19 protein-coding genes are annotated in these 22,714 nt (G+C 51.2%); 10 read left to right on the forward strand and 9 right to left on the reverse strand.

Translation table 11 applies throughout. The annotated features are described in order from the left end of the window. Positions 1-47: 47 nt before the first annotated feature. The gene (locus EI42_RS34925; RefSeq protein ID WP_111324028.1) at positions 48-380 is read right to left on the reverse strand and encodes a winged helix-turn-helix transcriptional regulator; all 333 of its coding nucleotides are present in this window, start codon (positions 378-380) and stop codon (positions 48-50) included. Here EI42_RS34925 and EI42_RS18035 point away from each other — a divergent pair. The 3 genes from EI42_RS18035 (at position 279) to EI42_RS33360 (ending at position 1,865) form a co-directional block, all read left to right on the forward strand. Continuing rightward, positions 279-839 carry a zinc-binding dehydrogenase gene (locus tag EI42_RS18035; protein ID WP_111324029.1) on the forward strand — a complete coding sequence of 187 codons (561 nt, stop codon included), beginning with the start codon at positions 279-281 and terminating at the stop codon, positions 837-839. The two genes, EI42_RS34925 and EI42_RS18035, sit on opposite strands and share 102 nt — an antisense overlap. Before the next feature lie 374 nt (positions 840-1,213). Next, positions 1,214-1,621 carry a nitroreductase family deazaflavin-dependent oxidoreductase gene (locus tag EI42_RS18040; protein WP_246046471.1) on the forward strand — a complete coding sequence of 136 codons (408 nt, stop codon included), beginning with the start codon at positions 1,214-1,216 and terminating at the stop codon, positions 1,619-1,621. 82 nt (positions 1,622-1,703) lie between these two features. After that, positions 1,704-1,865: a hypothetical protein gene (locus EI42_RS33360; RefSeq protein WP_211326240.1), complete on the forward strand. Its 162-nt coding sequence runs from the start codon at positions 1,704-1,706 to the stop codon at positions 1,863-1,865. Here EI42_RS33360 and secY read toward each other — a convergent pair. Beyond that, positions 1,855-3,183: a preprotein translocase subunit SecY gene (gene secY / locus EI42_RS18045; RefSeq protein WP_111324031.1), complete on the reverse strand. Its 1,329-nt coding sequence runs from the start codon at positions 3,181-3,183 to the stop codon at positions 1,855-1,857. The genes EI42_RS33360 and secY overlap by 11 nt on opposite strands. 173 nt (positions 3,184-3,356) lie before the next feature. Beyond that, the gene (locus EI42_RS18050; protein ID WP_111324032.1) at positions 3,357-4,604 is read right to left on the reverse strand and encodes a hypothetical protein; all 1,248 of its coding nucleotides are present in this window, start codon (positions 4,602-4,604) and stop codon (positions 3,357-3,359) included. Positions 4,605-5,220: 616 nt separating this feature from the next. On the opposite strand from EI42_RS18050, the gene EI42_RS18060 reads away from it, so the two are divergent. Both EI42_RS18060 and EI42_RS18070 read left to right on the forward strand, forming a co-directional pair. Then, complete coding sequence (locus EI42_RS18060) at positions 5,221-6,030, forward strand: sugar phosphate isomerase/epimerase family protein (protein ID WP_246046473.1); 810 nt, start codon at positions 5,221-5,223, stop codon at positions 6,028-6,030. Between the two features lie 572 nt (positions 6,031-6,602). Further along, positions 6,603-8,042, forward strand: coding sequence for a family 43 glycosylhydrolase (locus tag EI42_RS18070; protein ID WP_111324036.1), 1,440 nt, complete (start codon positions 6,603-6,605; stop codon positions 8,040-8,042). A gap of 557 nt (positions 8,043-8,599) precedes the next feature. Here the strand turns inward: EI42_RS18070 and EI42_RS18075 are convergent. The 5 genes from EI42_RS18075 to EI42_RS34400 form a co-directional block, all read right to left on the reverse strand. Next, the gene (locus EI42_RS18075; RefSeq protein WP_137686320.1) at positions 8,600-8,914 is read right to left on the reverse strand and encodes a hypothetical protein; all 315 of its coding nucleotides are present in this window, start codon (positions 8,912-8,914) and stop codon (positions 8,600-8,602) included. Between the two features lie 96 nt (positions 8,915-9,010). Further along, the gene (locus EI42_RS18080) at positions 9,011-10,189 is read right to left on the reverse strand and encodes a cytochrome P450 (protein WP_111324038.1); all 1,179 of its coding nucleotides are present in this window, start codon (positions 10,187-10,189) and stop codon (positions 9,011-9,013) included. Positions 10,190-10,327: 138 nt separating this feature from the next. Next, positions 10,328-11,122, reverse strand: a complete 795-nt coding sequence (locus tag EI42_RS18085) for an ABC transporter permease (RefSeq protein ID WP_281279011.1) — start codon at positions 11,120-11,122, stop codon at positions 10,328-10,330. Next, positions 11,123-11,908, reverse strand: a complete 786-nt coding sequence (locus EI42_RS18090) for an ATP-binding cassette domain-containing protein (protein ID WP_111324083.1) — start codon at positions 11,906-11,908, stop codon at positions 11,123-11,125. Positions 11,909-12,055: 147 nt separating this feature from the next. Continuing rightward, positions 12,056-12,187 carry a hypothetical protein gene (locus EI42_RS34400; protein WP_281279012.1) on the reverse strand — a complete coding sequence of 44 codons (132 nt, stop codon included), beginning with the start codon at positions 12,185-12,187 and terminating at the stop codon, positions 12,056-12,058. Positions 12,188-12,363: 176 nt separating this feature from the next. On the opposite strand from EI42_RS34400, the gene EI42_RS18095 reads away from it, so the two are divergent. The 5 genes from EI42_RS18095 to EI42_RS18115 all read left to right on the forward strand — a co-directional run bounded on the left by EI42_RS18095 (position 12,364) and on the right by EI42_RS18115 (position 19,507). Next, positions 12,364-13,422 carry a MarR family winged helix-turn-helix transcriptional regulator gene (locus EI42_RS18095; RefSeq protein ID WP_111324039.1) on the forward strand — a complete coding sequence of 353 codons (1,059 nt, stop codon included), beginning with the start codon at positions 12,364-12,366 and terminating at the stop codon, positions 13,420-13,422. 516 nt (positions 13,423-13,938) lie between these two features. Beyond that, positions 13,939-15,222, forward strand: coding sequence for an MFS transporter (locus EI42_RS18100; protein WP_111324040.1), 1,284 nt, complete (start codon positions 13,939-13,941; stop codon positions 15,220-15,222). Positions 15,223-15,927: 705 nt separating this feature from the next. Then, on the forward strand, positions 15,928-16,881 hold the full coding sequence (locus EI42_RS18105) for an alpha/beta hydrolase (RefSeq protein WP_111324041.1): 954 nt from the start codon (positions 15,928-15,930) through the stop codon (positions 16,879-16,881). A gap of 791 nt (positions 16,882-17,672) precedes the next feature. Further along, entirely contained in the window at positions 17,673-18,500 is an 828-nt protein-coding gene (locus EI42_RS18110; RefSeq protein ID WP_111324042.1) for a MerR family transcriptional regulator, read from the forward strand. 143 nt (positions 18,501-18,643) lie between these two features. Then, entirely contained in the window at positions 18,644-19,507 is an 864-nt protein-coding gene (locus tag EI42_RS18115) for an NAD(P)H-binding protein (RefSeq protein ID WP_111324084.1), read from the forward strand. A gap of 1,444 nt (positions 19,508-20,951) precedes the next feature. Here EI42_RS18115 and EI42_RS18130 read toward each other — a convergent pair. Continuing rightward, positions 20,952-22,202 carry a restriction endonuclease gene (locus tag EI42_RS18130; protein ID WP_170142730.1) on the reverse strand — a complete coding sequence of 417 codons (1,251 nt, stop codon included), beginning with the start codon at positions 22,200-22,202 and terminating at the stop codon, positions 20,952-20,954. Positions 22,203-22,714: the final 512 nt, after the last annotated feature.

Below are 22,714 nucleotides of genomic sequence, written 5' to 3' on the forward strand. Positions count from 1 at the left end.
GTCTGCTCGTAGGCAGAAAAGCAGGCGCAAAACCGGCTGAGAAGTGTTTACACGTCAGGCACAGGAGTGGCTCCGGTTGCCGGTCCGTATTGCTTGTTGTGATTATCTGCCCGGTGCGCTCTCAAAACATTTATATTATCCTTTCGATTGTCAAAACATCTCGTGCTTGCAGGATTCGATATATCTCCAAAATGCTGCATATGCTGCTCTCCCCAGTTGGGCATTAAGAGAATAATTGGTTTTAGACTGAAGCCAAAATCTGTCACTGAGTACTCTACGTGGGGGAGGAACTTCTTTATGGGAAATTGCAGGCCGGTCAGCGTGTCCTGGTTCTGGGAGCTGCTGGCGGTGTCGGTTCGTTTGGAGTCCAGCTTGCTCATCTGAAGGGAGCATATGTGCTCGCGACTGCATCTTCTGAAAATCAAGATTATGTTCGCTCGCTTGGTGCTGACGAAGTGATCGATTATACAAAGGTCCCACCTGAAGAGATAACTGGCTCTATCACTGATGCTGTTGATCTTATCTTTGATGCGGTTGGCGGGAAGACAGCAGAGCAATCAGTACGGGTATTGCGGCGAGGGGGAACATTGATCTCTGCTGTCTCGCAACCGGCGCCGGAGCTGATGGAAGAGCATGGGACGCAGGGCATCTTCTTCCTGGCAACTATTACCAGCGAAATCTTGCAGGCTATTGCTGCACTTATCGATGAGGGCTCCGTTCAGACTCCGAGAACGACAGTCTTTCCTCTGCAAGAGGTGCAGCAGGCGCATGGAGGTGGTCGGATCGTCCTTCAGATTGCAGACGAGCATGCATTGTCCAGAGATGTTGAGCAAGAATAGATCCTGCTGAAAGGTGTCAATGTGGGGAAGGTCCTTGGATGAGCATGGGCCTTCCCATTAGGTGCGTATTGGGTCCATGTCGTCCGAAAGCCGCGAATACTGCTGTCAGGGGATATGTATAGGACGTGTGCCGTTTGTTCTGTAATCTGTATGACCTGTAATGGTAGGGACAGATTCAAGGTATCCCGGGTGTAGAAAGAGCTCCATAGTATCGGGAAAGGAATAAAGTAGCTTGTTTCTCTGTTTTATAGAACTGAACGCAGGGTTTTTCTTGCGCTTTATCCAGGGATACGAGCACTGTTCTCTGGATAGTCAGAGAGGATGTCGGCCTTTTCTGGCGTGATGTGAATATGCTCATAAATGGAGAAAAAGATATGGATTTTGTGACATATAATCAAAGTATCGTGGAGCGGTTCCGCGAAAGTGGCGGCACTGTGAAGCAGAATGGATATCCCCTGCTCCTGGTAACGATTAAGGGCGCGAAAACAGGCCAACCGCGCGTCTATCCGTTGATCTCCGTGCCCTATGGAGAACACTATCTGGCAGTCGCGTCGAAGGGGGGAGATCCGAAACATCCTCTCTGGTATTATAATTTATTGGCGAATCCTGAGGTGACCGTTGAGGTAGGGCAGGAAACCTTTACAGCAACGGCCCGGCTCTTGAGTGGCGAGGAGCGAGAACGTGCCTTCGCGCATGCTGTAACGGTCTTTCCGCCCTATGCAGAGTATCAGAAGAAGACAACACGAGAGATCCCGGTGTTTGTGCTCGAACGGCATCAATAGAGCAAGCTGAAAGGGCTGTTGACCTGGAATGGGTCAACAGCCTTTTTTTGTCTAGAGAAAGCGTGTATGCATTTCTGTGTTCATGCATATATGGTGGATGGCAAAGCGGCCAGAAGCGAAAACTCCCCATCTCAAGGGAAAGAGCGTCTTCCCCTGGCATGAACTGGACATGGAGATTTCTCACATCTCAGTTGTGCGGGAAAACGCGCAAGCGGGTATCACCTGGCTTTTCTTCACTCGCTGAGAAACCCGCTGTAGTTTCTTGCTACAACCTGAGCATTTAGCTGACGGAGCGTGTCTAGTATGACTCCTACAACGATGAGCAGGGAGGAACTGTTCACCGGGATATTCCCTCCTGTCTGGAAGAAGGCCGGTAGCACAACCATACAGCAGAGAAAGAGTGCTCCACCGAAAGTTATACGTGAGAGTATCTGGGAAAGATAGCGGTTCGTTGCTTCTCCCGGGCGATATCCCTCAATGATCGCTCCCTGTTTTTGGAGAGATTCCGCGATGCTCTGTTGTTGCCACTGCACATAGGTATAGAAGTAGGTAAAGGCCGCGGTTAGCACAGCATAGATCAGCCAGTAGTACCACGTTGTTGGGTTGCTGAGATACAGGGTGATCCATCTTCCGGCTTCTCGGGCCCACGGGAGCTGACTTCCAGCAAGGAGCTGACCGATCGTATGGGGGAAGAGGAGAAAAGCCTGAGCGAAGATGAGCGGGATCATCCCTACACTGTTGACTTGCATTGGCAGAAAGGTCGTGTGTCTGAAGGCATGAAGTTTGTTGCGTTTGGTCGGGTATGAAACAGGAACGTGTCGTTGACCTGAATACATATAGACCATAGAGAGCAGCAGGAGGAGCAGGAGAAGGAAGAGCGCAGCAAGCGTGACAACAGAGCTGCCATTTCCTCCCGAGGTGAAGAGCGAAAGTATGGTTCGCTGAATGCTACCGGGGAGCGAGCTGAGGATACCAGCGACGATAATAATAGAGGTTCCGTTTCCTATGCCATGCTCAGTTATCAGTTCGGCAAGCCAGATCAGGATAATGGTGCCTGCCGTCAGGGAGAGCAGAATAGCAAGTGTCTGGAGCCAGTGTGCACCAAAGAGGTTGAAGGTTGCTGGATCTAGAACGCCTGTATTTGCAAGGAGCGCTGTTTGTGAGAGCGCTTGCAGGAAGGCCAGTGGTATGGCGAACAGGCGCGTCATCTGTATGAGCTGCTGCTTCCCTCGTTCTCCTGCTTCCTGCATGCGTTGCAGCGCAGGAAGCAAGGGCGTTAGTAATTGGACAACGATAGTCGCTGTAATGTAAGGGTAGATGCCGAGCGCTACCAGCGAGAAGTTTTGCAGTGCTCCCCCGGAAAAGAGATTGAAAAACGAAAGGAGCTGGCCCTGAGTGGACTGCGTATTCTGCATAAGAGCCAGTAGCTGTTCTCTCTGGTAAGCAGTCAGGGGGACGGGAATGTGTGCGAGCACGCGAAAGACAAGGAGTAGTCCTGCTGTAAGAAGGAACTTACGGCGAATATCATGAATGCCCCAGAGAAGGCGTAGTTTTTGCCACATAGAAATCTCCTTCTGTATGCCGATGTATCTGTGTTCAGCATAGCGGAGAAATGGGGCGAAGAGGGCGGCAGGATTGAGGGCCTGTGAAGGGTATTTGTGCGTCTTTTTTCAACGGAGGGGAGTGGGGATTTCAACGGGAGGAAGTGGGGATTTCAACGGAAGGGAGTGGGGGCTTATGGCCCCCGCAAGTGATTTCCTGAAAGATGTTTCTCCGGGAGCAGGAGCCATTGGGAGGCCAACCACTCGTTACCCCATCGGGTTTTGCTTTTATCGATGTCAGTTAAACAGCGCGGCGGCTCCTGAAGCAATCCCATTGTATACAATTTCTGTAAAGCAGCTTCAACGCGAGGCGCAAAGCGTGTCGTTATATTCGGGCGATCAATGGGAACCTTGCTTGCGGCCAGCAGATCGGCAAGAACGAACGGTGTGGTTGTCTTGTTGCGCTTTTGTTGCCTCCATTGCTCGGTAAGGTAGAGCGCAAGCCTCAGGGTGATACGCTCGCTCTGTGGATTGAGCTGGAAAACCTGACGATCAAGCGATGCAAAATAGCAGTTGTTCTGTTGAAGATAGTCCACAAGCCAGCTCCCAGGCGCAATCGCATATCCTTGTGGTATGGCTTTCTCTGCTTCCTTGATAGGCATCAGGGAAAGATAGGGCGAGTTGACGGTGTGATGCACCGCTTTCCCTTCGGTGATGGTAAGATGGGAGCCCTGTACATAGCACTGACTCAAAAGCGTGATATCCTGTACAAGCTGTTGCTTGTGTTTCCATTGAAACCCATCGCTGTAGCGTTTGCTTGCGCCCGGGAACGCCTTGCGCTGGTGTTTCTGAACCCCGCGCCAGTGAAGAAGCTCATCAGTGCGCACCACAACGTACCCATTGCTGCTATATCGCTCATCATTGAAACGGTTCCACCAGAGCCCCAGGAGAACACGAGCCGTGAGCAGCGCTCGTTCGTTTGAGGTGTCCGGTGATAAGGCATGTAGCTTGTCGGTTGTGGTGTCTCCTGGGGAGCGAAACGAGATAAGCAACTTATTCGAGGCGCGATAGAAATGATGTTGTGGATCGTCCGGATCGGGCTGCCACTCTGCCAGGGGGGTGAGGAGCGCTTCGCGTAATGCTCGATCCTCCGCATAATTAGGGACGAGTAGTTCCGAGCGATACTCAATACGAGGGAGGGCTGCCAGTAATGTGCGCCATTGCTGGATATCTCTGCTGATCTCAGGTGAAGCGTGTGCTATTTCGCTCTGGCTTTTGGGCTTTGCCGGATGGATGATCCGGTGCGTGGTAAGGCCCGATGAAAAGCCTGAAAGCAAAAGGAAAGGTGAGATCAGGAAAGAGAGGAGAATGAGGAAGCCTGCAACAAGGGTGTTCAGGGATAGATGGCTTCTGCTCTGCTGCTGGTTTTGCTGATGTGCCACAGTCGTGAAAAACCTCCCGAACTCATGAATCGAACATGCTGATAGTATAGCGCAAGAGATGAGGGATGTGCTCATTTATTTTGTCGGGAGTGTCAGCAGTTTCTCTTGCTCATGCTGCAAGCCTTTCGGAACAGTGTCGAGCTGATAAAGAGCCGAGTCGTAGCGTTTGACACTGCCCAGGGCACAAGCCCGGGGAATGCTGAAAAGTGGATCGAAGAGCGAGAGGTGCTTGCTCCTTTGCCTATCAGCTTCGGCACCTGTTTTTCCGGATGGCTCTGTAGGGAAGGCTGGTTCTGCGTCGCTCCGTTTTCTCTTTCTCCAGGCTCTAGACCCTCCTTTTCTCACGGACTGCTCTTTCTTACGACCATAGCTCAACCCGAGATATGCCTGAACTGGCTGATTCTCTGTTCAAAAGCCAGCAAAGACGTTTACCCCTTTTATTCTCTTCATTGTAAGCTGCATGCATATGATCGTGATGGTACGTCTCCTGCCGTTGTGGTATGCTGTAGAAGGATTATCAAGTAAACGTTTTCTCTGCGGGGAGCAATGGCGATGCCCGGAGATTGTGGAAGCGCGCTTGTTAGTCGCTCTCGATTGAGCGGGATTGAAAGGAGCAATGATGAAGTTTGGTATCTGTGCTTCATTTCGGCAGGTTGCTGCATTTCCAGCACTCAATGTTGACTATCTTGAAGAAAACGTACAACATTTTCTGATGCCCGAGCGCTCGCAGGAGGCGTTTGCAGAACAGTTACGCGAGGCGCGTCGTGTGCTTCCCTTTCCGATTGAGGTGGCGAATGTCTTTTTCCCTGGAAACTTTCCGCTGCTTGCAACACCAGAACGGTCTGTCGATCGGGAGCGGGTGGAGCGCTATGTGCGGACCGTGTTGCGGCGTGCAGAGGAGGCAGGAATTCGGGTGATTGTCTTTGGGAGTGGAGGGGCCCGAGCCTGCCCGGAGGGATATGAGCGAGCGGAGGCAATCCAGCAGATTGCGGATTATCTCGCTACCTGGAGTGATTGGGGGAAAGAGCATGGGGTGCGTATTGCGTTAGAGCCTCTACGCTATCAGGAAACAAATGTGATCAATACAGTGGCCGAGGGTGGTGAGTTGGTCGCCAGCATTGCGACCTCTGGTGCGGGGCTCCTGGTCGATACCTATCATATGGCAAGTAATCGGGAAGCACCTGCAAGTATCGCGGTGGTCGCTCCCTATCTGGCACATGTGCATGTCGCTGAACTGGAGGAACGTAGTGCTCCGGGAGTACATGGAGAGGATTTTCGCCCCTATTTTTCAGTGCTTCAGCAGTGTGGCTATGATCAGCGCATTTCAATAGAGTGTCACTGGAAGGATATGGCAACCGAAGTAGGACCTGCTCTGGAGACGATACGAGCACAGTGGATGTGGTACTCACAAGCTGAACGCGATTAAAGCCTGTGTCTTTTCGGGTGGAGGTTGTTGATTGCAGCCCTGCACCGAGGGAGATTGAAGCGAAGGCGCTTTCTCTGTTGTGAACTCGCTTTCTCCCCTGCATCGCTTGTTCACTGCCCGCCCCTTCAGGTCCCTGATCGCCGAAATGTCTGAGATACACCCATACTTGACACTCCTCGCGGCTCAAGTCAGGGACCTTCTGGCGCTTTCGAATAAAGCTCTATCGATATGCTGTATCAACGGAGCATAGTATCTCTTTATCTCAGCAGTGCAATTTGTTGAGCGATGACCATGACCTTGATACTTTTCAGCCTGATCAGAGCTATTGTTGAAAGTGGCTGTTGATGGAAAAGGGCGGATAGATAAAAAGTGTATAGAGCTTGAGTTCTATTGTAAAAAGAATTTTTCTGTGTTATGGTAGTATCAACAATGAAAAGATCGTATTCTGTTTTTCCTCTGCTTCTTCTCCTCATATAGTGGGAGAAAAGTGGAACCGGCATGTGCTCTGACCAGATCTCACAGTGATATTCCTGAGCGTTAGACCCTTTTGAATACAGAGCAGGGAGGCTCGTATGAAGGAAAGATCCATCAGGAAGCCGTTCATCTTGTTGTTTGTGGTAGGAATAGTCTTGTTTTCCATGATGATAGGGAGTGGTCTTCTGGTGCCAAACGCCAGCGCTGCAACGACCGGGAACCCGATTCTTCCCGGAAATCAGGCAGATCCGAGTATCAAGATTTTCGAGGGGCGCTACTGGATTTATCCCTCGGGTTTTGACAACAACCGTTTTCATGCATGGTCGTCTACTGATCTATCGCACTGGGTCGATGAGGGTGTTATTCTTGATGTTGGTTCGCAGGTGAGTTGGGCGGATACGCGAGCCTGGGCGCCAGACATGGTGTATCGCAATGGAAAATATTACTTTTATTTTGCAGCGGATGTGCAGATAGGTGTCGCGGTCTGTGACAGTCCGAAGGGGCCATGTACTGATACTGGAAAACCGCTTGTGCCAGCAGGTCTGAGCGGCGTTGAGTCGATCGACCCGATGGTTTTTATCGATGATGATGGGCAAGCCTATCTGTACTATGGAGGTTCCGCCGGACAGGGAAAAATGGGCATCTACAGGTTGAACGGGGACATGGTCTCACTGAATGGTGGGCAGATCGTGCAGACGCCCCTGAACTTCACGGAGGCATCCTGGGTTCATAAGCGGAATGGTGTCTACTACCTCTCCTACTCGAATGGTTGTTACTGCGACAGCAGCTATAATGTACAGTACGCGACAAGCTCTTCTCCGCTTGGTCCCTGGACGCATCGCGGAACTATTCTTTCTTCAAATGATGTATATAAGGGGCCGGGGCATCATGCCTTTCTTCGGTATCCTGGTTCTGATGACTGGTATATTGTGTATCATCGGTATGAAAATAACGATTTCTCACAACGCAAGGTCGCGATCGATCGGATGTTCTATGGAGCGAATGGGACAATTCAGCCGGTGACGATGACCTCTCAAGGTGTGGAGACGCGCCCCTTGCGCACCTCACTGACAACCAATGTATTCCAGTCCATCCAGGTGACGACTCCGGGTTTCACCGATAACTTTATCCGTCACAGGGACGGATTGGGCGTAACGACTGTTATGAACGCGAGTAGCCCACTGCTTGATAAACAGGATGCGACGTTTAAGATTGTGCCGGGATTGGCTGATGCCGGATGCTATTCTTTCGAGTCAAAGAATTATCCTGGCCACTATCTGCGCCATAGCTCCTATCGGATCCATTTGGATGCTCCCGATGGCTCAAGGCTCTTTGCGCTTGATGCCACCTTCTGTGCACAACGCGGGCTATCAGGAAGCGGCATCTCCTTTTTGTCCTACAATTATCCTGATCGTTACATTCGCCATATAAACGGTGAACTCTGGATTGCAAGCAATAGCGGTCTGTATTCCTGGGATAATCCTGCAAGTTATACTCCGGACGTCACCTGGGCACTGGTTTCACCCTGGGCACCGTAACAGAAGGCGAATACAGAGGCCAGAGAAGTGGAGTCGATGCACTTACGCTCTGGCCTGCATGTTTCTCTCTGAGTAGAGAGGATCGAGGAGCGCTCAGCCTTCCTTGCTTATCGGTCAGGGCTGGTGTACCGGCAGAGTGAAATTCAGCGGGGTAGGTTTTCCACTAAGCGCATCAATGATAGATTGGACATGCACCTCAGTCGTTCCTTCCGGTAGATTCGTCATCTCAAAGTAGGCTACATAATATGTCTGCTGAGTTTGGGGTTTGACAACAGCTCTCATTCAGGTTTTCCGCATAAGTGAGTTGAGTGTTGCGCCCCGGGCGGGAGCCATGAACCTGAACAGGCTAGCAGAGAGCCCTTCTTTAGAGGCTTATGTGCAAAGGAAGTATGGAGAGCATATTCTTATTGCAGTGCAGCGGCGGAAAAGACCGGCTTATCTTTCCAAACAAGCCGGGGAAGTGCTCTCATTGAACGTGGCTTTTCGTCCCTTTGTTTCTCAATGGCCTCTATCAAGAAGGGCTCAGTATGGGCATCACTGCCACCCATGCAAAGCGCTCACTTTATCTTGTCGATTGCTGCATAGGCCACAATAAAGGGGGTAGCGACACATGCAGCACAGAAACTAATCAATCCTCCTATGCCACCGACAAGAACCAGGCAGATTACAGCGAACGCAAGCAAGCTTATCATTGTAATGACGAGCCCTATGAGGCGTAGCACATTCTGATTGTGATGTGATTCCTGATACACTTTCGCTACTGGTATTTCGCTCATTCCTGGTTCATAGGGTGCCTCGTCGTATACCTGATCGCCTCCATATCTGCCGTAGATTAAGCCTGTTTGTTCATATGTTTCCTCTTGTGGCATCACAGTGTATTTTCTCCTGAAGCAGCTTGCGATAACACAATGAACTGTCCCCCTCTCAGTTCATCGGAGAGGGGGGGCCTGCTTGCCAGAATACTCGTTCTATTCTTTTTCCCAGACCAGGGGCAGCTTCTTTACGCCAAATGTAGACATATTCTTGACCAAGGACAATGGCTCATCAGGCACGTTCCAGGAGCCTGGCAGCCGGTCGAGCATCGCATTCAGCGCAATCTTCGCTTCCAAACGCGCCAGAGGAGCCCCCAGGCAGAAGTGGATACCGCGCCCGAAGCCCAGGTGCCGATTGGGCTCACGCTCGATCAGAAACTGATCGGCATCGGGGAACTGCGTCTCATCGCGATTTGCTGAGTGGATCCAGGTAAGGAGCACCTGACCCGCTTCAATGTGCTGATCACCAATCATCGTCTCGCTCACGCTCCAGCGCGGCAGAAGTTTGACCGGCGAATGGTAGCGCAGGGCTTCTTCCAGCGCCCCCGGCACCAGGTTGCGATTGGCGCGCAGAAGCTCCATACTTTCCGGATACTCATCCAGGCACAGGATCGCGTTGCCGATCAGATTGGTTGTCGTCTCATTGCCTGCCACCAGCAGCAGTACGCAGAACCCGATCAATTCTTCGTTGCTCAGCCGTTCCCCATCCACTTCCGCCTGCAATAGCGCGCTTATCAGATCATCCTGCGGATGAGCGCGCCGTTCCTCAAAGAGCTGCGTAAAGTAGGCGGCCATGCTCCCTGCTGCCTGTATGCTTGCCTGCTGATCCTCTGCTGTCGCTTCCCCGTCGCCTGAGATAAAGGCATCGGACCACTGCTTAAACTGCTCTCGCTGCTCAGTGGGAATCCCTAATAACTCTGCAATGACCGTGATTGGCAGCGGGGTGGCCAGGTCCTGGATCACATCCATTTCCCCCTTTGCTATAACCTGGTCGAGCAAGGCATTGGTGATCTCTGTGATGCGCGCCTCCATCTGAGCCACGCGGCGTGGAGTGAAGGCCTGCGATACGAGTCGGCGCAATTGGTGATGGCGCGGCGGATCCATGCGTATAATACTCAAAGTGAATGGGTTTGCATCGCGGTACTCTTCTGGCATGAAACGGTTCTGATCGGACGAAAATGCCGTGTGATCACTGAGAACACGCTCTACATCTGCGTAACGGAAAACATGCCATGCTTGCATCTTCTGGTCAAAGAACACGGGCTGTGTCTCACGCATCTGCCGATACCATTCATACGGGGCAGTAAGCTCTTCCCTATTTGATTTTGTTTGCATCTTTCTTTCTTCTTTCTGCGGTAGGACATATCCCACAAAGGGAACAGTGTTGTTTAATAATTTCTGAATGTCACATCGATGTCAGATCGTAGGAATGAAATCGTCGATGATAAAGAGTAGCGATAGTGTGACCTCTTTTCACATGCGCTTTTTGTATGCCCTCATCGCAAAGAAGTAGGCCACAACCAGAATCCCGATGCACCAGGCAAGCGCTATCCATATCGACTGAGACACAGGCTGTCCAGTGAGCAGCGCCCGAATGGTTTCCACAATCGCCGTCACTGGCTGATTTTCGGCAAAGACCCTGACGACAAATGGCATCGATTGTGTTGGCACAAACGCCGAGCTAATAAAGGGCAGGAAGATCAGGGGATATGAAAAGGCGGTCGCGCCGTCTATCGATTTGGCGGTCAGTCCAGGGATCACCGCGACCCAGGTTAGAGCCAGCGTCAACAACGCAAGGATACCCAGAACGGCAAGCCATGCCAGAAGACCCGCCGACGAACGAAAGCCCATGATCAACGCCACAAGCACGATGACCGCCACCGAAATCGCGTTGGAGACCAGCGAGGTCAGCACATGTCCCCACAGCAGGGTAGAGGGGGCTATTGGCATCGAGCGAAAGCGCTCCACGATCCCTTTCTGCACATCAGTAAACAAGCGGAACGCGGTGTAAGAAACCCCGCTTGCAATCGCCATCAATACGATCCCGGGTAAGAGGTAATTGACATAGTTCCCTGTCCCGGTTTGAATAGCACCTCCGAAGACATACACGAAGAGCAACATCATCGCAATCGGCGTGATCGTGACTGTGATGATGGTATCCAGGCTGCGGAAAATGTGGCGCATCGAACGGCCAACCATCACGCTCATATCGCTGAAAAAGTGGTTCTGGATCCGGGTTTGCGGGGGAGTTCTCGGTGACATTTCCATTTATCGGTACTCCTTTTTGCCAATGATGGCAAGAAAAATCTCTTCCAGGGTCGGCTGTTTTTCCACATACTCCACCTGAGCCGGGGGAAAGAGCTTTTTGAGCTCCATGAGCGTGCCACTGGCAAGAATCTTGCCCTCATGGAGAATCGCAATATGGTCAGCAAGCTGTTCCGCCTCTTCCAGGTACTGCGTGGTCAAGAAGACGGTGGTGCCCCCATCGGCAAGCGTCTTCACCTCTTTCCACACCTCCATGCGGGCTTCGGGGTCCAAGCCGGTGGTTGGCTCATCAAGGAACAGGATCGGCGGTGTTCCCACCAGACTCATGGCCAGGTCAAGCCTGCGGCGCATCCCGCCTGAATATGTTGATGCCCTGCGGTTGGCAGCATCGGTTAAGCCAAAGCGGGCCAACAACTCATCAGCCACCTGACGTGGCTGTTTGAGGTGTCGAAGTCGAGCGATCAGAATGAGGTTTTCTCGCCCGGTCAACATCTCATCCACAGCGGCAAACTGCCCGGTGAGACTGATGGATTGCCGGACGCGGGCAGGCTCTGAGGCGACATCAAAACCATTGACGATGGCTGTTCCACTGTCCTGTTTGAGGAGCGTGGTGAGGATTTTGACCAGCGTGGTCTTGCCTGCGCCGTTGGAGCCAAGCAGGGCAAAAATACTGCCCTGTTCCACAGCGAAATTCACCCCTTTTAAAACATCCAGATTTTTGTATGATTTCTGTATGTCTGTAACCTGAATAGCAGTGCTTTGCACAATCTTCTCCTTTAGAACAGGCATCTTCGAGACAGAGAGTTGTTGTCCATTGCCCTTCGTTTGCATAACTTGTTCTTCACTTTCCGTTGCCAGGAGAGTTCTGTGATGCTCTCTCCTCATTTTTCGGTTCTCGGTTGGTTACTGCCTTCATCAATGAGGATAGAATTTGAACTATCGTGGTCTCGCCTGTGCCGCCAGAACCAGGAACGCAAAAATCACCTCCGTGGTCCCGGCCCGGTCGATGACGCCAAGCGTTACAGTCGCCGGACGCTTGGCACTATGCTCGCGTTTCAAGATCGTCATGGCACGTGAGACCTTTGCATGGTATACTGTATTTTACTGATTAGATTAGTGAATACTAATTACGTCATCTGATTTAATCAGTAAAAACTTGAAAATTTAAGTGACTCAATCACTTAAATAAAGAATACACGGAGGAACAGACATTGTCAAGAGGTTCTCAGAGAAATCGAAGGGAGATGCTCGGAGCACTCAAGCAAGAATTGAGGAAGATCAATGGCTTTGGTGCTTCCTTCTTCCGGGTGGCTGCGACTCGGACCGAGATGGCGGCTGACACAGACATTCAGGTACTGGACATTCTGGATCTGGCCGGTGACGTTTCTGCTGGTCAACTCGCCGAGCTTCTGGGAATGACGACAGGCGCAACTGCCAGGATCCTTAACCGGCTGGAAGAGGCCGGGCTTGTGCGCCGGGAACGTGACCCGAACGATGGCCGCAGAGTCATTGTCCGCCTCGAAAGAGACAAGGACGACATGGCCAGGCTTAGCCCTATGTTTGATGCTCTTGGGAAGACATGGGAGGAACTGGTATCGGATTACGATGATGAGCAGATTGCTTTTCTTCTCGCGTTTCTCACGCGCCTCAACACGAGCACCGGGAAGGAAATTCTCCGATTGCAAGAAGCTCCCTCAAGTGAGGAGAAAATCTTCTCCGCGCCGCTTGAAGGTCTCTCCAGTGCCCGGCTTGTTGTTCCCACCTCTATTCAGTTGGTCTTGCGTGCGAGCGAAGGGATAGGCGAACTTTACCAGGCCCGCTTTGAGGGAGCGGTGCCAAACGTTGTGACCAAAAACGGAGTAGTCACGCTCCGCTATCCACGGCGTCTATTGGGGTTGGTTGGAGAGCAGCGTGAGGCCGCGTTCACGCTCAATGCCGCCATCCCGTGGCAGATTGTGATCCAGGGTGGGGGATCAGATATCACCGCCGAGTTGGGCAATCTCAAGCTCGCCTCCTTCGAGATCAAGGGGGGCGGAAGCAAGGTTCACCTGGCGCTTCCTGTGCCCTCTGATGTGGTTCCTATACGGATCAGTGGAGGAGGATCAGAAATCATGCTTCGACGGCCTGCCGGCGTCGCCGTACGAGCGATTCTCAAAGGTGGGGGCTCCACATTTGTCCTCGATGGTCAATCCTCTATGCGCAACAATGTGTGGTTGCAAAGCGATGGTTTCGAGCCAACGGCCCCATATTACAGCATCGAAGTTATAAGCTCCGGAAGCATGGTCACTATCACCTCTGATTGAGGCTTTGGGGGTCAGCACATCCAACCCCCCTTGTGGACGCAGATAGGGGGAATGATGCTCTAAGGCCAGGGATGATGACCCTTCTTTACGACAAGGAATGACAGGTGTTATAATAGAGGCAATAAGATACTAAGAGGGCGAAAGAAACAATGCTTGACAGACAGAAATGGCTTGTGATAGAGTGATCACAACTTTTCAGAAAGCAAACAGCAAATATATCAATGAAGCAAGGATGGAATGTTGACATCCTCTCTAACAAACACTCATTGTCAGCATTCTTGCTCATTGTGCGAATGGGTTCGCGTCGCATAGGGCGCACGGCGAGGAAAGAGACAAACTCTCCCATATCCACGCTTTGTGGACACCCATAATCTCTTTTTCTCCGTAATACTCATTCGTAAACAGGTGTGCAGCGTATCATCGCGCGAGACAGCTCAAGCTTGTTTGAAAAGGTTCATGCTACTGCTTCGCCTGGAAGTAGTAGGATAAACTTTTTTGCAAAGGTAGAGCTTCTCTATGCATAAGTCTGTTCGTTCTACGAACTCGAACACACCTGTAGGTCGCATGTCTCTTGTACTGCTTCTCGTGATCGCACTCCTGAACACTATGGGGATGACGATTATTATCCCTCTTGTTCCGTTTCTCACGTTACAGTACCTGGCTCATCCGACGAATCTTGCTGTCATCATGGGATGGCTTACCGCAGTTTATGGAATCTGCCAGTTGATCGCTGCGCCGGTTTTGGGTGTGCTTTCTGACCGTTTCGGGCGACGTCCCATACTCTTCATCTGTCTGCTTGGTTCCGCGTTCGGCTATCTCATCTTCGGTCTGGGCGGAGCGCTCTGGCTGCTCTTCCTCGGGCGCATCATCGATGGCCTGACAGGTGGCAACATCAGCATTTTGTTCGGCTATATCGCTGATATCACAGAACCACAGGCCCGTGGTAAGTACTTCGGCTGGTTGGGTGCTGCGGCAAGCATCGGTTCTCTCATGGGTCCTGCTGTTGGTGGACTGTTGGCCACGCTCAACGATCGCGCTCCCTTTCTTGTTGCCGCTGGTCTGCTCCTGCTTACGCTCGTCTGGGGGTACTTCTTGCTCCCGGAGAGTCTGGACAAAGAGCATCGTATCACCTCCATTTCTGTGAGCGAACTCAATCCCTTGAAACAACTGGTGTCCGCATTTCGTTGGGCAAATGTGCGCTGGCTCTTGCTGGCCTGGTTCTTGTATGCGCTCCCGGTGAGCATGTTACAGACGACGCTCACAGTCTTAATGAAAGACTGCCTTGGCTTCAATGCAACGCAGGCCGGTCTCGTTGTGACTCTGGTTGGAGCGGTAGATATTCTCGTACAGGGTGTGTTGGTTGGCTGGTTCCTTGCTATGTTGGGAAACATCCGGCTCGGTCTCATTGCTTTTGTGCTGGTTGGTATCAGCTACCTTATACTTGGCTCCATCGCGTTTTTCGCCACCCCACTTCTCTTGCTGGTCGGGGTGATGCTTTTTGCAGGTTCCGGGAGCCTTGTTGAAAACGCTCTGCGAGGTCTCATCTCTGAAATGGTTGGACGGCACGAGCAAGGTCGTGTGAGTGGAGCGACGCAATCGTTGCAATCGCTTGGATGGGTTGTCGGGCCATTGCTTGGCGGTTTCGTATACACTGCATGGGGACCTTTTCAAGCATATGCTTCAGCTTCATTCAGTATTGTCCTCGCCATGCTCTGTCTCTGGATTGCTCTGCCGCTTCTCCGGAGACGGAAGGCAAAAGAGCAAACCTACAATGAACAGGAGGCGAGCGAAGAGGACTGAAAAAGGAACGGAGGCGCGTGAGGTGTGCTCGCTCTTGGCTCATCGAGGAGAGGTGAAGGATGCTCATCCCGCGGCCGTTCCGTGTCGCGTATGGAGGAGTACTGAATCTCCTCCCAGACGGAAGCGGGCCTGATGGTACGCAAGAGAAAGGGCTATCACAAAAGTGATGGCTCTTTTCTTCTCCGAGCAGGCGTGGTGAGCGGAGACGGAAGCGATGGCTCCGATGTCATGGCTTGACTTGTATGTTCATGCCATGGTTCCGGAAGATGTTGTTGTTCCGTTCCAAGGTGATATATAATAAAAGCTCTCTGTCTTGTTTTGCGGAAATAGCACTTATAGCTGAAAAATGCTTTGAGCAATGATTAGGTTTATAAAAAATTTTAATGGTGTTGTGCTATTTATATCTTCTATTCTGAATTGGGAGTGAAGCGAGGAATTTTTAGCCTGAAGAGAGTACACTCATTCCTTGACAAAAATGCTATAGTCTTTATCGCTATCATTCATAAATTCGCAACGAAAGAACTATTTATAAAGTACGAGGTATATCGAGACAAAAACTGCTGTGAGCAATATAGAGTAGATGAGCCTTCGTCAGATACAATGTGCTCTGTTTGTCGCTCGCTGCATCGATCCTTTTTTTGTCTGTACTGGTGCTTGCTTATAAGTCACCGGTGACTGTGTTTTTGGATGTGAAAGGACTCTATTATGACAACCCGCCCCCTTGTTGATCCTGAGCTTGTTGCTCTACTTGATCAGCTTCCCTCCATAGAATTGAATGAAGCAATCATCAAGCAAGTGCGGACTATGACCCAGACCCAGAGGTTTTCTGATCTTCCCTCGTTCCCTGGTATAGAGGTGACTGAACACTTTGTGCCCGGTCCAGAAGGTGCGCCCGAGGTACGGGTACTACTCTACCAGCCAACAACAGAGATAAGGCCTGTGCCGGCCTTGCTCTGGATGCACGGAGGTGGTTATGTTATGGGATCTCCAGAGCAAGAAGATCTTATGGTGAAGAAAGTCGTATCGGTTCTTGGATGTGTGGCAGTTTCGGTAGGCTATCGTCTGGCTCCTGAGACACATCATCCCGGTCCTGTTGAGGACTGTTACGCCGCCTTACAGTGGCTGCATACCCATACAAGCAAACTGGGTGTCGATCCGGCCCGCATTGCCCTTGTAGGGAGTAGTGCAGGGGGAGGCTTGGCTGCTGCGCTTGGGTTGCTTGCTCGTGATCGGGGTGAAATTCCTCTGGCATTCCAGCTTCTGATTGCTCCCATGCTTGACGATCGTACCTGCATCATGGCAGAACCACATCCGTATACTGGAGAATTTATCTGGACCCGTGAGGCGAATCGCTTTGGCTGGACTTCTCTGTTAGGTCAGGAACCTGGTGGACCCGATGTGTCCCCCTATGCCGCAGCAGCCCGTGCTGAAGATTTGGAGGGTCTTCCTCCTACATTCATAAATGTGGGTGCATTGGATCTGTTTCTTGAAGAAGATCTGGAGTTTGCGCGTCGTCTCACCCGGGCAGGAGTGCCAACGGAGTTTCATATCTATCCCGGGGCTTACCACGGCTTCAGAATGGTTGCTGATGCACAGGTAACTCAGATCGCAGCTCGCGACCAGCTTACCGCATTGAAACGCGCCCTTCGTATTCAATAGAAAAGGCTTGTGGTTTTCAAAAAGGGATCAGATGGCCTGGCGAACGAGGGTAATCGTTTTTATCAGGCTATAACAGTCAAAGGAAAATCGAATAGTCAAGTATCCCCCTGGCTGGAGGCCTGACTTTTATACACAAATTATAAGGGGAGACAAGAAGCGAGATGAAAGCCCTCAAGCAGGGGTTGAATCCATATTCATCTCGCCCACAGCGTTTCTCAGCCTGCTGGGCCATCGTGAGATAGCCGCACTGGCGGGTAACTTCTCTCCAGAAAAGACGCTGCGGTCATGCTGGAAAGATTGGCCTGTGCGGCGACGACCGTGAGCAGATCCGCTTTAACGGCTTCACTGGCCAGACGATTTGGGCTGCTTGTTGGCCGTGGTTCATTGCGGGGACAAAAGCGTCATCACTCTAGCAGGAGGCCGACCTTCTCGGTTGGGGTTCTGAGCTGCTCGTACCAGAAAATGCGTGTGGATTTCTCGATAGGGGTGAAAGAGGTTTTGCAATAGACAGGTATGCATGCTGATGCGCTACTCCAGCGATTGGAGATCCTCGCTGCTTCCAGTCAGGACAACTCCAAGAGGGACTCAGGTAAGCGCATTGCTGTTTGCGGCTCATCTGGAAAATGCGTCCAATGCTTGTTGGATGGAATTGGGGTGATCCTGAGAAGTGAAGATGGTATGGAAGTTTTGTGTTATTCATGCTCCCCTCTTGACTTTCATCCTACCCGAAAGTTGTAAGATGCTAACAAGAGTTGTTCACCTGGTCTTGCAAACGGATAGGAAGAGATGAGATGTTAAAGATTCGCGATTTTGCTAAACTCGCTGAGGTCTCGATGACCACCCTGCGCTACTACGACGAGATTGGACTTCTCAGGCCGATTCATGTTGATCCTGATACTGGCTATCGGTTCTACACGATGGATCAGTTGCCACGTCTGCATCGCATTCTGGCCTTCAAAGAGCTTGGACTGGGACTTACACAGATCGCCAGGATTCTGGACGAAGGCATTTCTTCTGAAACCTTGCAAGGGATGTTGCAGCTCAGGCAGGCACAACTCCAGCAGCAGATTCAGGAGGAACGGGAGCAACTCGTGCGCATCGAAGCACGCTTGCGCTCCATTGAGCAGGGCAATTCTCTGCCGAGCTATGAAGTCGTGCTCAAAGCGGTCAAGCCGATCACCGGAGTCTCTCTCCGCCTGACAACGGCTGATCTGGTGTATCAGGCGCACTGGGTTGACGAAATCTCCATTATGTTGAAACGCTATGGAGTCAATCCTATCGATCATCTGCTTGTCCTTCATGCTCAGAGCGAGGACGAACAGCCTCTCAGTTCTGTGGAGATTGTCGCCCCTGTTGACCCGAGAGTGGTCAATCCTCTGATTATACGGAGTGAGGGGCGGCTGACACGCTGCTCTTTACCTGCTGTTCCCTATATGGCGAGTACACTCCATTATGGACCACCCTCGCTGGTGCTCTCGGCCTATCAAGCATTGGGAACCTGGATGGAGAACAATGGCTACACCATTGTTGGACCACGCCGCAAGATTCGCCTGCGCCGGGGAGACAATCTTGACGACGCGCTCACCGAGATTCAGTTTCCAGTTGAGAAAGTGGGATAAACGAGAGGCAGTCTGATCTCTGAGCAATGAAAGGAGCGAACAGGAAAGTACATACGTTCGAAAAGAGAAGAGTACATACTGATGACAGTATTCCACTGGATAGACAGAGTGAGAAGTACATCAAAGAGAAACAGGAGGTTATCATGATTATTGTAACTGGAGCCAACGGCCAGCTTGGTCGAGCGATAGTGGAACGGCTGCTTACTCGTATTCCCGCCGGGCAAATCGGTGTGAGTGTTCGCAACCCGGAGAAGGCGCAAGAACTGAAAGAGCAGGGCGTTCGCGTCCGCAGGGGAGATTACAACGACCCTATAAGCCTCGCCCATGCCTTTGAGGGGGCATCGCAAGTACTCATCGTGTCATGCGACAGCCTCGGTGAGGCAGCAGTTCGCCAGCATTGCACGGCTATCGACATAGCGAAGTTGGCCGGCGCCCGCAGGATTCTCTACACAAGCCATATGGCTTCGTCCCCAACATCGCTCTTCCCTCCTATGGTTGATCATGCCGCCACCGAGGCAGCACTTCGGGCTTCAGGTGTGGCCTTTACCGCGTTGCGTAACGGTTTCTACGCGGCATCAGTGCTCATGTTGCTCGGCGACGCCCTGAAGACGGGGGAGCTGGTTGCTCCGGCGGATGGGCCGGTTTCCTGGACTGCTCACGCTGACCTGGCCGAAGCGGCGGCGATTGCCCTCAGCGAGGAGTCCCTTGACGGTGTGACTCCTGATCTGACAGCCACCGAAGCTATCGACCTGGACGGCATCGCAGCTATTGCCTCGGAGCTGACGCACCGCCCAATCCGTCGGATCGTGGTACCGGATGCGCAGTATCGGGATAGCCTGATCGCCCACGGTCTCTCAGAGGAGAGGGCTGATATGTATGTGGGGCTCTTCCAAGCGAGCCGACGGGGCGAATTTAACCGGGTTGACCCGACTCTTGCCCGTATCATCGGCCGACCGCCGATGTCCTTGCGGGCCGCGCTTTCGGCGGCGATCTCATCGGCGAGATGATGCTTCGGTTCTGGTGGAAGTGCAGTGGCTCTACTGGTAGGGTCGAACCGTCGGGGTATCGCGTGCTACAATCAAACGCTCTGTGAAACATCAACGAGAAACGGGGATTTGGCTTCACAACCGCTTCTCCGGTTTTCCGGTAACCAAAGGAAATACCTTACGATGAAGGTCGTGGAGCCAACCGGAAGCCAACTCATCTGGGTGTAGCGGTTGGTATTCGTGCAACGCCAGATGACATAAGTCAATGACCTCCCGCGAAAGCAGGAGGCTTGTGTCTGGACTCAACCGCAGCACAGGAAACTGCACCGTGCCGAAGGTGGTAAACCATACAGAACCGTCATATACGCTCTGCTTTGACTCCGATACACCAAGGACAAGTGACACGTGTCCCTTTCTCGCCCAGCAGGACCGGGCGAGAAGCGCTTTCAGCGCGATATTTCTTGCCCCACCAGATCAGCATGTAAGGCGTACTGGCAGTTCTGACAGACAAAGAGCACGCTCTTGCTCGGTCGGTTCTCTCTGGTAGTATGCCCGCATATGAGAGCACCGTTGCTGCAATATAGCGAGAAGCGGGCTGCAATGAACGGACGAGTGGCTCCACCTCCATGCATCTCACAACGAATACTTATTCCTCTCTTTGCGTTCCCTACCTTGCCTTCCAGTCAGCACGTGCTCACCCAAACAGTGATGTTCTCTGTGTCGGACACACAGGACAGGAAACCGAGCCGTGCTGAAATCTGTAACCTATACAAATGCCTCGTTGAGAGAGAGGATACACAATGATCTTCTTAAGCTGTTCTTCCGCCTGCACACAAGGGCAGGCGGCATTCATGCGGTGCTCCATCTTTGCCTTTCACGATGGAGATGAAGCATGCACTGTATGTGATCGTCTTTGCCAGGGGATGTTCATAAAAGGTCAGGACCAGAGCAGGATGAAGGCGAGCAAGACCATCGCGAGGAAGCTGTCAGCCCGCTTCTCATCTCGGGTGGCAGTGCAACGAAACACTTGAGGCAGTTTACGATGCGCTCGATGTGCTTGTGTAAGCGGGAGCGTTGCCGCTCAAAATGCCCCGTTTCCTCCGTGCAGTACGCCGATGGGGAAGGACTACGCCGTAAAAAGGAACGGCTAGCCTGTAGGAGGGTCAGAAATATCGTGGAAAGGTACATATATTGTATCATTGCATGCATCACTAGTTAGAAAGATGTGTGCAAGGTATATTGATCTTTTCAGTTTCTGGCCTGGATACAGTTAAATGCATGCCAACTATATGCTACCAGTTATTATTGAATGAAGACGATAACGTATATGACAGAAACAGAAAAGTATCTTCATCTCTATCTGTTATGTGGGTTTGTCCCTGGAAAGGAGAGACAGTAGGCGGTACATCACCAGTAAAAGAGCCTTCTCTTTCTGTTATGAGGTAGGATGATACATTCTGTTGGCTCAGGAGGCATTTTCGCCTCCTGTATGGGAGCGCTGATTTTCGCGAGCAAGATAATAGCGAAGCTGCTCATCAGTGCTTTTCAGGATATCCTGTACCTCGTAATAGCGTAATTCGTGCCAGATTTGAGGCGCAATGCGAAGAATATCTTCATGTCGGTCATATTCCATAAAGTTTTGGATTAGAAAGCGTTCCAAGGGCTGTGTAATAATTAATCGCTTGATGGCTGTGTCACTTGCTGTTTCAGGTGAGGTCATGATGGATCGCTGGCGTTCGAGTGGCTGTCCGCTCTCTTTTGCCTGAAGGTAGAGTGCCCGAAAGGCTTTGACAAGATCCTCCATCTTGACTGCTCCTTCACGATCAACCAGTGTGAAAAAGGCTTTCAGGAGCACTGGTTTATATGATTTAGAGAGTACTCGGCTTTTCATGAAATCGAGGAAGGCCTGTTTCCATTCTTCGCTGGAAGCGGGAAGGGGTTGAAGTCGAAGCTGACGCCTGATCTGTTCAATGCGATCGCGTCGAAAGTACGCGAAGACGCGTCCACCAGAGATAGTAGTGGCGTCTGGTATCAGATGCCCTTCATCTACCCAGACTCGTACACGGGTTGGATCAACCCGCAATGCATAGCTGAGGGCATTGAGCGAGATGACATCTTCCTCTGGGCTTAGATCAACGGGCCCTTCTCTTGAATCTGTGCCGGCAATGCCTTGGGTATCTGTGGATGAGATATCTCGGTGGTATAACAGATTTCTCATACTTTCAAAATGGGCAAAATAGTCGTTATCAACGATAAATTTTTGAGGATGGATGGGAGATGGTTTGACTCCCAGACGCTTTTCAAGTAGAAGAGAGACAATATGGTCGCCATTGAGAGTAAGTACCCGGGGAATTGAGGTAGCTGCTTTATGCAGGGCTTTGGGGGTGTAGTCGGCTGTCGTGATAAAGAGACCGTCTGCAAAACGTCCGGATAGAGCACCAATGAAACGTTCAATGTCTGGGCGCTGAACATTGTGGCGATAGCGCTTGACCTGCACGCCAACGGAAAGCCGAAAAGGGCCAGCAAGTAGTTTTCCCTGCGCATCAATCCCGCCATCACCGCTGTAGCGTGTTACCGATACTGTTTCTAGCCCAACATAGAGAAGAAGTTCGCTCGCGAAGAATTCAAAACTGCGAGCGGAGAGGGAGAGGAGGCAGTGCTTGAGTTCACGCTTGATATCCGGATGTACCGGAGGAGTAGGGAGTGAAAGAGGCATATGATGCTCATCCTTTCCGGGAAAAATTTCTCTAATCAAAAATGATACCTTTTCCAGATAATGGGAAGAGATTATCTCGATCAGTTGAGGCAACCCAGATGCCAATACTGTTCGTTTTGAGATATTAGTTATCAATATAAGGCTGATATCCATGAATGGGCAGGAATTACAGTAGTACAGAGAAAGAGAAACTTCTTAAAAAGAAGTATATCTGGTACAGGTGAAAAGCACAAGGAGGGGAATCAATACTATAAACAGATGGCAAGGGGTAACAATGAAGAATTGCTCTGTACCATTTTTATTATTTTAATTACTATTATTTTTCTCGGTGTTTTATAAAACTGATTTGTATGCTTGAATTATTATTTTTACTTGCTTTGTAATGTCAGGTTTGCCAGACATGTTGAGTGAATTTTTCTGATATTATCATGTGGAAATTCTTGAACTGGCTACTACCTATATAGCCAAAAAGATTAATATTTGACAATAATTATTTTGTAGTGTTATCCTTG

It is taken from the genome of Thermosporothrix hazakensis, assembly GCF_003253565.1.
Taxonomy (GTDB): Bacteria; Chloroflexota; Ktedonobacteria; order Ktedonobacterales; family Ktedonobacteraceae; genus Thermosporothrix; species Thermosporothrix hazakensis.

Excerpts from the sequence above, each read along its gene's own strand:
- EI42_RS34925 (WP_111324028.1), bottom strand. The coding sequence starts at position 380 with ATGAGCAAGCTGGACTCCAAACGAACCGACACCGCCAGCAGCTCCCAG.
- EI42_RS18040 (WP_246046471.1), top strand. The coding sequence starts at position 1,214 with ATGGATTTTGTGACATATAATCAAAGTATCGTGGAGCGGTTCCGCGAA.
- EI42_RS33360 (WP_211326240.1), top strand. The coding sequence starts at position 1,704 with ATGCATATATGGTGGATGGCAAAGCGGCCAGAAGCGAAAACTCCCCAT.
- secY (WP_111324031.1), bottom strand. The coding sequence starts at position 3,183 with ATGTGGCAAAAACTACGCCTTCTCTGGGGCATTCATGATATTCGCCGT.
- EI42_RS18060 (WP_246046473.1), top strand. The coding sequence starts at position 5,221 with ATGATGAAGTTTGGTATCTGTGCTTCATTTCGGCAGGTTGCTGCATTT.
- EI42_RS18070 (WP_111324036.1), top strand. The coding sequence starts at position 6,603 with ATGAAGGAAAGATCCATCAGGAAGCCGTTCATCTTGTTGTTTGTGGTA.
- EI42_RS18080 (WP_111324038.1), bottom strand. The coding sequence starts at position 10,189 with ATGCAAACAAAATCAAATAGGGAAGAGCTTACTGCCCCGTATGAATGG.
- EI42_RS18085 (WP_281279011.1), bottom strand. The coding sequence starts at position 11,122 with ATGGAAATGTCACCGAGAACTCCCCCGCAAACCCGGATCCAGAACCAC.
- EI42_RS18090 (WP_111324083.1), bottom strand. The coding sequence starts at position 11,908 with ATGCCTGTTCTAAAGGAGAAGATTGTGCAAAGCACTGCTATTCAGGTT.
- EI42_RS34400 (WP_281279012.1), bottom strand. The coding sequence starts at position 12,187 with ATGACGATCTTGAAACGCGAGCATAGTGCCAAGCGTCCGGCGACTGTA.
- EI42_RS18095 (WP_111324039.1), top strand. The coding sequence starts at position 12,364 with ATGCTCGGAGCACTCAAGCAAGAATTGAGGAAGATCAATGGCTTTGGT.
- EI42_RS18100 (WP_111324040.1), top strand. The coding sequence starts at position 13,939 with ATGCATAAGTCTGTTCGTTCTACGAACTCGAACACACCTGTAGGTCGC.
- EI42_RS18105 (WP_111324041.1), top strand. The coding sequence starts at position 15,928 with ATGACAACCCGCCCCCTTGTTGATCCTGAGCTTGTTGCTCTACTTGAT.
- EI42_RS18110 (WP_111324042.1), top strand. The coding sequence starts at position 17,673 with ATGTTAAAGATTCGCGATTTTGCTAAACTCGCTGAGGTCTCGATGACC.
- EI42_RS18115 (WP_111324084.1), top strand. The coding sequence starts at position 18,644 with ATGATTATTGTAACTGGAGCCAACGGCCAGCTTGGTCGAGCGATAGTG.
- EI42_RS18130 (WP_170142730.1), bottom strand. The coding sequence starts at position 22,202 with ATGCCTCTTTCACTCCCTACTCCTCCGGTACATCCGGATATCAAGCGT.